Annotated in this window: 11 protein-coding genes; 8 read left to right on the top strand and 3 right to left on the bottom strand. The window is 36.0% G+C overall.

Annotation, left to right across the window (positions count from 1 at the left end):
• The first annotated feature begins 79 nt into the window (after positions 1 to 79).
• A complete protein-coding gene (locus tag LIV57_RS19280) occupies positions 80 to 1,120 on the top strand; it encodes a hypothetical protein (RefSeq protein WP_227943905.1) in 1,041 nt (346 codons plus the stop codon).
• Between the two features lie 18 nt (positions 1,121 to 1,138).
• Here LIV57_RS19280 and LIV57_RS19275 read toward each other — a convergent pair whose 3' ends face one another.
• From LIV57_RS19275 to LIV57_RS19265, 3 genes are all read right to left on the bottom strand, one after another.
• On the bottom strand, positions 1,139 to 2,617 hold the full coding sequence (locus LIV57_RS19275) for a lipopolysaccharide biosynthesis protein (RefSeq protein WP_227943904.1): 1,479 nt from the start codon (positions 2,615 to 2,617) through the stop codon (positions 1,139 to 1,141).
• 9 nt (positions 2,618 to 2,626) lie between these two features.
• The gene (locus tag LIV57_RS19270) at positions 2,627 to 3,421 is read right to left on the bottom strand and encodes an FkbM family methyltransferase (RefSeq protein ID WP_227943903.1); all 795 of its coding nucleotides are present in this window, start codon (positions 3,419 to 3,421) and stop codon (positions 2,627 to 2,629) included.
• A 242-nt stretch (positions 3,422 to 3,663) separates the two neighbouring features.
• Positions 3,664 to 4,329: a DUF2461 domain-containing protein gene (locus LIV57_RS19265; protein ID WP_227943902.1), complete on the bottom strand. Its 666-nt coding sequence runs from the start codon at positions 4,327 to 4,329 to the stop codon at positions 3,664 to 3,666.
• Between the two features lie 440 nt (positions 4,330 to 4,769).
• Between LIV57_RS19265 and LIV57_RS19260 the strand changes: the two genes are divergently transcribed.
• The 7 genes from LIV57_RS19260 to LIV57_RS19230 all read left to right on the top strand — a co-directional run bounded on the left by LIV57_RS19260 (position 4,770) and on the right by LIV57_RS19230 (position 11,802).
• On the top strand, positions 4,770 to 6,467 hold the full coding sequence (locus tag LIV57_RS19260) for a DEAD/DEAH box helicase (protein WP_202839809.1): 1,698 nt from the start codon (positions 4,770 to 4,772) through the stop codon (positions 6,465 to 6,467).
• A 150-nt stretch (positions 6,468 to 6,617) separates the two neighbouring features.
• Entirely contained in the window at positions 6,618 to 7,256 is a 639-nt protein-coding gene (locus LIV57_RS19255; protein ID WP_027374906.1) for a DUF47 domain-containing protein, read from the top strand.
• Between the two features lie 13 nt (positions 7,257 to 7,269).
• Entirely contained in the window at positions 7,270 to 8,412 is a 1,143-nt protein-coding gene (locus tag LIV57_RS19250) for an inorganic phosphate transporter (protein WP_110010796.1), read from the top strand.
• 102 nt (positions 8,413 to 8,514) lie between these two features.
• The gene (locus LIV57_RS19245; RefSeq protein ID WP_110010795.1) at positions 8,515 to 9,486 is read left to right on the top strand and encodes a polyprenyl synthetase family protein; all 972 of its coding nucleotides are present in this window, start codon (positions 8,515 to 8,517) and stop codon (positions 9,484 to 9,486) included.
• 76 nt (positions 9,487 to 9,562) lie between these two features.
• Positions 9,563 to 10,513 carry a GSCFA domain-containing protein gene (locus LIV57_RS19240; protein WP_227943901.1) on the top strand — a complete coding sequence of 317 codons (951 nt, stop codon included), beginning with the start codon at positions 9,563 to 9,565 and terminating at the stop codon, positions 10,511 to 10,513.
• Positions 10,514 to 11,035, top strand: coding sequence for a DUF4269 domain-containing protein (locus LIV57_RS19235; protein WP_227943900.1), 522 nt, complete (start codon positions 10,514 to 10,516; stop codon positions 11,033 to 11,035). It begins immediately after the preceding gene.
• Positions 11,036 to 11,040: 5 nt separating this feature from the next.
• A complete protein-coding gene (locus LIV57_RS19230; protein ID WP_227943899.1) occupies positions 11,041 to 11,802 on the top strand; it encodes a TatD family hydrolase in 762 nt (253 codons plus the stop codon).
• Positions 11,803 to 11,818: the final 16 nt, after the last annotated feature.

The raw sequence follows: 11,818 nt of genomic DNA, 5'->3' as shown, positions 1-11,818 counted from the left end.
ACGGGCTTTAGCCCGTTTAATTAAAAAAATAAAAATCCATTGGCTTTAGCCAAACTTAAGATATAACTCCCTTTAACCCGTGAAAAAAATAGCGTACATAGAAATAGACACTCATGCAGAAATTGCTCAGGCTTTCATGGATATTATGGAAGGTTCTGAGGATTTTGCCGTAGACTATTATTTTTCAAAAAGGATAAAAGATCAGATCAACCATCGTGACGAAGCTGTTTTCTTATCAGACAGTTCCATGATTCTGGATCAGTTAAAAGGGAAAGGATATGACCTTGTGGTAATAGGAACTGTTCATCGTTATTTTAATACATTTTTTGCAGTGACAAAAAAGTACAATACAGCAGTTATTACCCATAATCTTAATTTCATAAAATCCTCAAAGCTGGATTTGATAAAAAGCGTTTTCAAAGGAGATGTTATTTTCAGGTTAAAATTGTGGTTGAAAGAAGGGTTGCTGTACAAGACCAAAGTTTATCAGACATCCCGGTCTCTTTTTGTACTGGATGAAGCAATGACTTCAGATCAATATCAGTATCTGCCACTGTTTTATACCAGAGATTTTGACAGGACAAAAAATGAAAATCTTATGGTCGTAATTCCAGGCGGTGTTTCGCAAAAGAGAAGAGATTACGCCTATATTTTTAAAACTATTCAGAATCTCCATACAGACAGGATTTGCCAGTTTGTTTTCCTTGGAAAAGCAGGCGGACACGAGTTAAAACAACTTGAAAATCTGTCCGGAAAATTACCCGAAAACATTAAAATTACTTATTTTTCAGAAAGGGTGCCCTCCGGGGATTTTGAAAAATGGATGCAGAAAGCAGACGTTTTGTGGTGTCCGATTCAGCAGGATACAGAATTCTTCAGCATGAAAGAAACCTATGGACTGACAAAAATGACAGGAAACCTGGGCGATGCCATAGCCTATGGGAAATTGGCTGTTTTTCCAGGAAATTATCCCTCAAAATTAGACTTTATTATTGCTGAAAAAGAAAATGTTCTTGAACAATTAAGCACTGTTTCGGAAACTCCATTTGATTTTTATAAAACATACAGCAGAAAAGAAGTTCAGAAGAGACTGGAACAATTTCTAACATCTTTGATCTAAAAAGTCTGAATTATTCTCTTATTTTATCTTAAATACACTCTTGATAAACCTCATATTCAGATAATCTTCAACCGGGAAAATCTTGGTGAAGTAATTTCCGATATAGATCAGTACCAGAACAACTGCAGGTTTGTAAACAAGATTAATCAGGTTGCTGTTGAAATTAGGAAGAACAATGGCTACTGTAATGGCTAACGTACAGATAATAGACACGAAAATCATTTCAATACTTAAAGGCGAAACTTTAAATACAATATAATTGAAAACAATTTTCACCACATTATAAATCGTAAGTGAAATAGCTGTAGATAAAGCAATTCCGATCAGTTTCAGTGGTGTGTTTTTAATAAAATAATAATTCAGTCCGATCGTTAATCCGGCCAGTAAAAGCATGACCAGAATATTGAATCTGTAATATTTTGAGAGTGAAATAATATTTCCATTAAATCCCGTTGCAAGGTCGATCAATACGGCAGAGCCCCAGATCCATACTACCGGCTCGTACTCTCTGAGCATGGTTCCGTTCTTTGGCATGAACTGCGTCAGATAAGGGAATCCAACCATAATACACGAGAACAACACAGCACCAAGGAAATAAAGTGTTAAAGAAGTTTTCTTATGGAACCTGTCCAGTTCCACCATATCTCCGTCTGCCAGATTTTTACTGATAATCGGAGCTGAAATATTGAATAGTCCCAGTTGGGGGATAGAGATCAGAGAAATCAAAGCATAGAGAACGGAATATATCCCGTTTTCTTCCATTCCCATAAATTCTCCAATCATAAAACTGTTGATCGCCAGATAATTTCCAAACGTTCCCAGAAATCCAAAGAAACTGTAGTTCAGGAATTCCTTCCAAAAATTATTTTTTTTGAAAAAATCTGTGCTGATGTCGAACTTTATTTTTTCCAGCTTATTGGTATAATAAATATACCCGAACAGCATGAGCGCAAATATTCCGAAGAAAAAAGCCAGTGCAATATTCTGAGACAAAGAAAAATAGAAGAAAAGACAGAAAGCCCCCAGATTTGCTATTTTAGGGAAAAGATTGTCAAAGATATTCGAGACGACAATTCTTTTATAATTTGAAGTGTATTTATTGAAAATAGCACAAAGTGACAAAATTAAAATTAAGGGTAAAATAATTTTTTTAATTTTCCATGCTTCTGAATGTACAAATTTCGGATAAAAATAGGGGAGGATAAAAAATACAGTAACAAAAATGAGAAAATTGATCAGGACAGTCACAAGAGATAGTGAAAGCATATTCTGGTTTTTTCCTTCTTTCTGTAAAGCGTTAAAAAATTTTACATTCGCATAAGAAATACCAAAAACAACAAAAGGAACGAGCATTTCAGCAGTTTGCATACTGTAGCGCAGCTTTCCGTAAAATTCAAAATCATTCGGAAATATGAATATTGCGGAAACGGTGCCCAGCAAAAAACCAATATAACCGATAATGGAATATTTGAAGCCTTGTCTCGCTACTACACTCATAAAGTTGTTTTAAATGTTTTTAGGTATAAAAATAATATTGTTGATGTACTGAGTTTTATTTTTTTCGTCGTTTGTATTTTGTGTAATAATATCTTCTGTAAGATCCTCCAGCGTAAAACTGTTTCTGTTCAGATATTTGGCTTCATATCCCCAGCTCATCACTTCGGATATCTCATTCCAGATAGGCGTTTCATGGTGTCTTTGTTCCATCTCAACCATAAGGGTTGGTTTGAACTGTCTGATAGTTTCTCTCGCACCGGAAAGGGTCTTTATTTCATTTCCTTCAACGTCTATTTTGATAAAATCAAGTCTGTTGAAATGTTCAAGTGCTGCCCATTCATCCAGCTTGATCACTTTTACTTTCTCTGTATAACTTTTCTCTTCTCCCTTTTCTTTGTAAGCAGTGTTTAAAGTACCGCGGGAAGCAACCGTTTTTCCGTTTATAATAGGTACTTTGAACTCAGCAATTCTGTTTTCGTCAGAAAGAGCAAGAGGAAAGATATGCATGGCCGGAAACAGTCTTTTCAATCGTGTGCAAAGCTTTTTGTTAGGCTCAAAACCATAAATATGGTCATGATTTAACGTTTTTTCCAACTGATAAAGGAAAGTTCCTACATTCGCGCCAATATCAAGGATTACAGCATTTTTAGAAAGGTATTCTTTGATCCATACCAGTTCCGGTTCTACATTACGTTCCGAAAAGTTGTTTTTATTAAGATTATTTAAAGTTTTAAAATATCTTTTTTTGTAAAAATTCGGGCTTATGTATTGTAGTTTCTCTGCAATTTTTTGGTATAAAGACATGGTTGACTTTTTGGCGAACAGCAAAGATACATAAAAATGTAAAACTTTTCTTAAAAAATGTTAATTGTAATAGCTTGATTTTCAGTACTGAATTTTAAAATTTATTTTTGTAATCCATTGAATTTTAAGATATTCTCAATTTGTCACAGAGACATCTTTATCTCTGCAACACATGTTCTAAACATCATGGCCAGCGAGAATACATGCAGTTTTCTGTTGAATCTGCGATTTGTGATCAGAAATTAAAGCAGAGGCGTATTCAGGAAATCATTGAAAGGTTTCATCAGCTTGAAAACTTGGGCCATATTTTTTACCGCATTTTTGTCCAGTACTTCCTCATCTTTCAGAGAGTATATCACAATAAAGTTTTTAAGCTTGAGGTATTCTGCCATAGGGTCTTCCTTTTCAAAGCCTTGAGGGACTTTCTTCAGTTTATCGTCCTGATCAAGCTCCGGAAAATGTTTTTTAAAATCTTTATTATTGAGAATTTTCAGGAAATCATCTCCATACAAAGAAATTTCCTTACGGACTTCTTTCAGGACAGAAGATTCCGGCATATAGATCCCTCCGGCTAAAAAGGATTTCCCGGGTTCAAGGTGAAGATAATAACCTCCTTTCTGATTTCCTTTTCCCATTCCCAGAGAAGCTCCGAAATTGGTTTTATAAGGTGACTTGTCCTTTGAAAAACGGGTATCCCTGTAAATTCTGAACAAGGTTTTTTTACTGTCTATTCTGGCAAGTTTTTCATCAAAACCGGACATCTCTCTGGTAAGCTCATCCAGAAAAGAAACCACGTTTTGCTGCGATTCTGTGTATAAGTTTTTATTTTCATTAAACCACTCGCGGTTATTGTTTTTATTTAACTTTTTTAAAAAATCAAATGTTTTGGAAGAAATACTTGAAGACATATTGTAATAGGTGTTTTTTTGTTATTAAGTGAGATTCAAAATCTATTCTCAATCCTGGATTTCGTACCCAGAATCCCGAATCAAAGTCTCGGATATCGGATCTCGCAACCAGAACCCCGAATCCCACAGCTCAAATGTACAAAAACTATTAATGAAGGGACAATGTTTAATAGCGATAAATAAGAATATGAAAAACAAAAATTTGCATTTCATGGCTTTATTTTTGAAAATTCATAAATAACACGGAAAAAATTAATCCAATTTAATAAAAAAAAATAATGTTTAACAACTTTTTAAATCTAGGCTTCTTTTTTTAGATTTAATTTTCCAAAAATCAAAGAAATATTACAGGATTGTGAATTTAAGTTTGCATATTTAAAAATTTATTCAAAAACAAATCAAATATTTATTGTATCTTTGCAAAAATTTTAAAATAGTTAATGAATTTATTTACGGAAACCAATTTAAGTCCTGATATCCTTAAGGCAATTGGCGAACTGGGTTACGAAAGCCCAACAGAAATCCAAAAACAGACTATCCCTTTTATTCTTTCAGATATTCGCGACTTGATCGCACTTGCGCAGACAGGGACAGGCAAAACAGCAGCGTTTTCGCTTCCGATTTTGGATATGATTGACGATACGAGTCGCAAAATCCAATTATTGGTGCTTTGTCCGACACGGGAATTATGTCTTCAGATTTCGAAGGACATAAAGAATTACTCTAAATATATGAAAGACATCAAGACAACTGCGGTTTATGGTGGAAGTAGTATTGTAGAGCAGATGAGATCTTTGAAGGACAAACCACAGATTATCGTGGGAACTCCGGGAAGAGTAATTGATCTTATCAACAGAAAAGCATTGGACTTTTCTGCGATCCATTGGTTAGTATTAGACGAAGCTGATGAAATGCTTTCTATGGGATTCAAGGATGAATTGGAAACCATTCTAAGCGAAACTCCGGAAACAAAACAAACTTTCTTATTCTCTGCAACGATGAATAAAGAAGTGGAAAGAATTTCCAAAAATTATCTTACAAAACCACATCGTATTTCAGTAGGTTCTATCAACGAAGTGAAGAAGAACATTACTCACGAATACTATGTTGTAGGATACCGTCAGAAAAAAGAAGCATTGAAGAGACTTATCGATGCAAATCCAAACCAGTATTCCATTATCTTCTGTAGAACGAGAATGGAAACTCAGGAGGTTGCTGATTTCTTAATGCAGAACGGATATGCCGCTGATGCTCTTCACGGTGATCTTTCTCAGGCGCAGAGAGATACGGTAATGAAGAAATTCAGATTGAAAAACATTGATATTCTTGTAGCTACAGACGTTGCCGCAAGAGGACTGGATGTAAACTCTCTTACTCACGTTATTCACTTCTCTTTACCGGATGACCCTGAAGTATTCGTTCACAGAAGCGGAAGAACAGGTAGAGCTGGAAAAGACGGTATTTCTATGGCTCTAATCAAGCCTGAAGAAAGCAGAAAACTGAAACAGATCAAATCTGCAACTAAAATTGAAATCCACGAAAGATTTATCCCTACAGGTGATGATATTATCAAAGCTCAGGTAGGAGGTGTATTTGAAAAATTATTGACAGAGCACGAAGATCTTTTCGAATTTGATGATAGCTTAATCCCGGATCTGAGCAACTTCACAAAAGAAGAACTGGTGCACCAGCTGCTACAGTTCCAGTTGAAAGATCTTGCTTTATACTACAAAGACAAGCACGACCTTGCTGAGCAGAAATTAAGCAGCAGGGATGACGATTACTCAAGAAGAGACCGTGGACGTGACAGAGACAGAGATAGAGGCAGAGACAGAGATCGCGGACGTGACAGAGACAGAGATCGTGGCGGAAAACCAAGAAGAAGAGATGAAAACATGGTAAGATTCTTCTTCAACCTTGGTAAAAAAGACCATTTGAAGAAGCTTGATGTTTTAGATATTATCAACAAAGCTACTGCTGGCGGAAAAAGCAAGAAAAGAGCGGAAATCGGTGATATTGAAATCTTGGAGAAATTCTCTTTCTTCGAAGTTGAAAAATCGTTCAAAGACAATGTATTGAGCAATATTCAATCGATGAAGTTCAAAGGAAAAGATATGAGAGCTGAAGTAGCCAACTAATCCTTCCTATACCATATAAAACCGGCATTCATGCCGGTTTTTTTATTTGATAATCAGTAGTTAAGCGAATGTTAACAAAACTTAATGTTATATAGTTTCACGTGCAATCCTTTTTTAAGAAATTTGCACACGAATTATAAATACTAAAAAATGGGAATTGGTAATATTTTCCACGCTTTTCAACCAAAAGATAAAATCTTCTTTGTACTTTTCGAAAAAGTAACTGAAAATCTAGTTGCAATGTCAGAAGAATTCAACACAGGAATCAAGGATTTCGATCTTAATGATGATTCAATGTTGAAGAAAATGAGCGACTTCGAACACAAGAACGATGAACTTACTCACGAAATTTTCGTAGAATTAGGGAAAAACTTCATTACACCTTTTGACCGTGAGGATATCCACACACTGGCAACAGGGCTTGATGATATCGCTGACTATATCTACGCTTCCACAAAATATATTTTCCTTTACAAATCACCTGAGATGAAGGCGTATTCAGACTTCTCTTTATTGATCCACAAAGCATGTCTTGAAATTCAGAATGCGATGAAAAACCTTAAAGGGTTCAAAAACATGGAGCAGGTGAAAGAAGCTTGTATTAAGGTGAACTCTATTGAGAATATTGCTGACGATCTGCTTTCCAACTCAATGGTAGAATTATTTGAAACCAATGATGCCATCAACATTATTAAAGTTTCATCTGTATTAAACTACCTTGAAATTGTAACAGACAAAGCAGAAGATGTTGCCAATACCATTGAGAACATCATGATTAAATACGCCTAATACATAGCAAAAAATGGAATTTCCGATTTTACTTGTAGTTATTATTGCGCTGGCCCTGATCTTCGATTATATCAATGGTTTCCATGATGCAGCCAACTCAATTGCAACTATAGTTTCTACAAAAGTTTTAACTCCATTCCAGGCTGTACTTTGGGCGGCGCTTTGGAACTTCGCAGCATTCTTTATAGCTGCTTATATTATTGGAGAATTCAAAATTGGTAATACAATTGCCAAAACAGTTAACGAGAATTTTATCACCCTTGAAGTTATATTTTCCGGTCTTGTGGCAGCTATTGCCTGGAACCTGCTTACATGGTGGTTCGGAATCCCTTCATCATCATCACATACGCTGATCGGAGGATTCCTGGGAGCCGCTCTTATGCATGCTTTCATGATGGATTATCACGATGTGGCTGCAGCCCAGCCGGATCTTGGAATGTGGGGTACTGTTAAAGAAGCTTTCAATCAGGTAACACACCAGAGTGTGGTGAAATTTGATAAAGTAATTCCTATCTTCCTGTTCATTTTCATGGCTCCGATTATAGGGATGATTATTTCAATTATCATTACCCTGATCATTGTACATCTTTATAAAAGGTCAAACCCGCACAAAGCAGACCAGTCTTTCAAAAGATTGCAGCTGGCTTCATCCGCTTTATTCAGCTTGGGACATGGTTTGAATGATGCACAGAAAGTAATGGGGATCATTGGTGCAGCGGTAATTTACTATCACGTTAATATGCTTCAGGATGTTCAGTATCTGAATATTCCTTCTGCAGAACGTTTTGATTATTTTGCGCAGCATTATATCTGGGTTCCTTTAGTTTCGTTCCTTGCCATCGGTTTAGGTACAATGAGCGGTGGTTGGAAGATCATCAAAACAATGGGTACCAAGATTACCAAAGTAACTTCATTAGAAGGAGTAAGTGCAGAAACTGCAGGTGCTATTACTTTATTCATCACAGACCACTTTGGTATTCCTGTATCTACAACCCATACGATTACAGGTTCTATCATCGGGGTAGGATTAACAAAAAGAATTTCAGCGGTAAGATGGGGAATCACTGTAAGTTTACTTTGGGCCTGGGTTCTTACCATTCCAATCTCTGCCATTGTTGCAGGAATTACCTATCTTGTGGTAACCTTCGTTTTCTAAAAAAACAAATCATATAATTATACAAACTTTGTCCTTTTGGGCAAAGTTTTTTGTTTTATAAAGCCTTGAAAAATCGTATTTTTGTTCAAATTATAAGATTTTATGGAATTTTTAGACAGATACCAGCAGATTGTTGCAGATGCCATCACTAAATATACTTTTAAAGATAAACCTTCAGAGCTCTACGAGCCGATGAATTATATTATTTCCCATGGCGGAAAACGTCTTCGTCCCATTATGGTGCTTATGGCATGTGAGATGTTCGGTGGAGATCTTAAACAGGCCATCAAGCCGGCGTTGGCTATCGAGTTTTTCCATAACTTCACCCTGATCCATGATGATATTATGGACGAAGCTCCTTTGAGAAGAAACAAGCCTACCATTCATACTTTACATGGTCTTAACGTAGGAATTCTTTCCGGAGACGGACTGATGCTGAAAGCGTACAAGTTCTTTGAAGATCTTGAACCTGAAATCTTCAAAGCATGTATCAGAATATTTACCCACACGGGACTTCTGTTATGCGAAGGACAGCAGTATGATATCAACTTTGAAACCCAGAAAGACGTTACTTTTGATGATTATATCAGAATGATTACCTACAAAACCGGTGTGTTGAGTGCTTCTTCATTTGAAATCGGAGCTTTGATTGCAAAAGCAGATTTTAAAGATGCGAAAGCTATTTTCAATTTCGGAAAACATATCGGAATTGCATTCCAGATTATGGATGATTATCTTGATGTCTTCGGAGATCAGGCACAGTTTGGAAAAAAACACGCAGGAGATATTTATGAAAATAAAAAAACAGTTCTGTATCTGTTAGCAAGAGAACATGCTACCGATGAAGAAAGAAAAGAACTGGATTACTGGTATTCTAAAAAGACCGAAAACGTTGATAAAGTCTACGGAGTTGAAAAGATTTTCAGAAGAACAAAAGTGGATGAAAAAGCATTACGTCTGATTGAAAAACATAATGAAATCGGACAAAGTTATCTTCAGAAAATTGATGTGCCGGAAGAAAAGAAAAAACCTTTTATTGAACTGGCCAATTATTTGTTGAGAAGAGAAAGCTAATACAGGTAGCAGAGGGTAGGTCGCAGGTAGCAGCAATTTACCTGCAGCCTGTTTTCTGCAACCTAACCCGTATACAATGAAATTCAGAACCGAAGTTGATATTCCCGCATCAGAAAAGAAGATTGAGATTGAAGATAAAATATTCTCAATAGGATCATGTTTTGCCTCTGAAATGACAGATCTACTGCAGGACGGACAACTTCAGACCCTTAATAATCCTTTCGGGACGATTTTTAATCCTTATTCCATCAATCATGCCATCAACAGATTACATGATTCTGCATTTTATGAAGAAGAGGAACTGATTACTTACAATGAAGAATATATCTCTCTGGATCATCATACCAGTTTTGATACCCGTTATATTCATCAGACCCTGGATAAGATTAATGGAGCTATTGAAGCGGGAAATGCCTTTCTTCAGGAAGCCGACTGGATTATTATCACCTACGGATCTTCATTTATTTATGAATTCCTTCCCAAGAAAAAGCTGGTTGCCAACTGTCATAAAATTCCGCAAAAGTTTTTTGATAAAAGGCTGCTTTCCCATCAGGAGCTTACCAGCTCAATTTACCAGACGATTCTGGATCTTAAAGACATCTGCAAAGAAGGAGTACAGATCCTGTTTACGGTTTCACCTGTAAGACATACAAAAGATGGAATGGTAGAAAATCAGCTGAGCAAATCGAAACTGATTACAGCCATCCACGAATCCATTTCAATGTTTGAAGACTGTCATTATCTGCCTGTTTATGAAATTTTAATGGATGACCTGCGGGATTACCGTTTCTATAAGGAAGATATGATTCATCCCAGCACGCAGGCGGTTAATTATATTTTTGAAAAATTCGGAAGGTCTTATTTTTCAGAAGAAACCCAGAATTTTATCAAAGAAAACTTTAAGATTATCAAAGCTCTTGAACATAAAACCAGTGACAAGAAAGATCCAAAGTTTATAGAATTCAGAGAAAAGCTGGATCAAAGAATTGAAGCCCAGCGCAAAAAGGTAAAACATAAAATATTTTAAATGCCTGATTTCACCAAGATTGATTATCTCAAAAATGGCAATGAAAGACAGAAAAGGGTTTACGAACTTCTTACAAAGCATCGTTTTTTTGATAAATTAAAAGCTTATTCACCCATTTTGGCAGGAACTGTTCCTATTGAAATTGATATTGAAGGAAGTGATCTGGATCTTATTTTTGAGGTTGATTTAAAATTTGAAGAAGACTTTCTGGATGATTTAATGTTCAGCAGGTTCATCCCTCACGATGTTGACGTTCAATATCCTATTATCAACGGGGAAAAATGCATGACTATAAATTTTATGCTTGATGGTTTCCCGATCGAGATCTTTGGACAGAATAAGCCTACAACACAGCAGAACGCCTATCTTCATATGATTGCTGAATACAAAATACTACAGGAAAAAGGAGAAGAATTTAAACACAAAATAATAGAACTAAAAAAACAGGGAATAAAAACAGAACCGGCTTTCGGATTATTGCTGGGACTTGAAAACCCCTACGAAGATCTGTTAAAATTTTAAATAAAATGATTGATACACATACACATCTATACGCAGAAGAATTTGATGAAGACAGAAAAGAAGCCATTCAGAGAGCTTTAGACAAAGGAATAACAGAATTCTACCTTCCGGCTATTGACTCAGAGTCTCATGAGAAAATGCTGCAGCTGGAAACAGAATATCCGGGGCAGATTTTTTCTATGATGGGATTACATCCTTGTTATGTAAAACCGGAATCATGGGAAAAAGAACTTGAAATCGTAAAAAATTATCTTGATCAAAGACATTTTCCTGCGATCGGAGAGATCGGAATAGATCTGTACTGGGATAAAACAACACTCGATATTCAGGTGAAAGCCTTTGAGCAGCAGATCGACTGGGCCATAGAAAAAGATCTTCCAATTGTCATTCATACCAGAGAAAGTTTTGATGAAACGTTTGAAGTATTGGAAAGAAAAAAACATCCAAAACTAAGAGGGATTTTCCATTGTTTTTCGGGAGATCTTGAACAGGCACAGCATGCTATTGATCTTAATTTTATTTTAGGAATCGGTGGAGTAGTAACCTTCAAAAACGGAAAAATAGATCAGTTTCTGAACGAAGTTCCATTAGATAAAATTGTCCTCGAAACAGATTCTCCTTATCTCGCGCCGGTTCCTCACAGAGGAAAAAGAAATGAAAGTGCTTATCTTGATCTGGTAGCGGGAAAACTGGTGAATATTTATGGGAAAGATTTCACTGAGATAGACCGTATCACAACAGAAAATGCAAAGAATCTTTTTAAGTAAAGCGGCTGGAAGCTGG

It is taken from the genome of Chryseobacterium sp. X308, from assembly GCF_020733145.1.
GTDB classification, from domain to species: Bacteria; Bacteroidota; Bacteroidia; order Flavobacteriales; family Weeksellaceae; genus Chryseobacterium; species Chryseobacterium cupriresistens.
This window is presented reverse-complemented; position numbering and strand designations above follow the sequence as displayed.

What these genes read in the sequence shown, in the direction of transcription:
- LIV57_RS19270 (WP_227943903.1), bottom strand. Translation starts at nt 3,421, where the DNA reads ATGTCTTTATACCAAAAAATTGCAGAGAAACTACAATACATAAGCCCG.
- LIV57_RS19265 (WP_227943902.1), bottom strand. Translation starts at nt 4,329, where the DNA reads ATGTCTTCAAGTATTTCTTCCAAAACATTTGATTTTTTAAAAAAGTTA.
- LIV57_RS19275 (WP_227943904.1), bottom strand. Translation starts at nt 2,617, where the DNA reads ATGAGTGTAGTAGCGAGACAAGGCTTCAAATATTCCATTATCGGTTAT.
- LIV57_RS19235 (WP_227943900.1), top strand. Translation starts at nt 10,514, where the DNA reads ATGCCTGATTTCACCAAGATTGATTATCTCAAAAATGGCAATGAAAGA.
- LIV57_RS19245 (WP_110010795.1), top strand. Translation starts at nt 8,515, where the DNA reads ATGGAATTTTTAGACAGATACCAGCAGATTGTTGCAGATGCCATCACT.
- LIV57_RS19240 (WP_227943901.1), top strand. Translation starts at nt 9,563, where the DNA reads ATGAAATTCAGAACCGAAGTTGATATTCCCGCATCAGAAAAGAAGATT.
- LIV57_RS19230 (WP_227943899.1), top strand. Translation starts at nt 11,041, where the DNA reads ATGATTGATACACATACACATCTATACGCAGAAGAATTTGATGAAGAC.
- LIV57_RS19260 (WP_202839809.1), top strand. Translation starts at nt 4,770, where the DNA reads ATGAATTTATTTACGGAAACCAATTTAAGTCCTGATATCCTTAAGGCA.
- LIV57_RS19250 (WP_110010796.1), top strand. Translation starts at nt 7,270, where the DNA reads ATGGAATTTCCGATTTTACTTGTAGTTATTATTGCGCTGGCCCTGATC.
- LIV57_RS19255 (WP_027374906.1), top strand. Translation starts at nt 6,618, where the DNA reads ATGGGAATTGGTAATATTTTCCACGCTTTTCAACCAAAAGATAAAATC.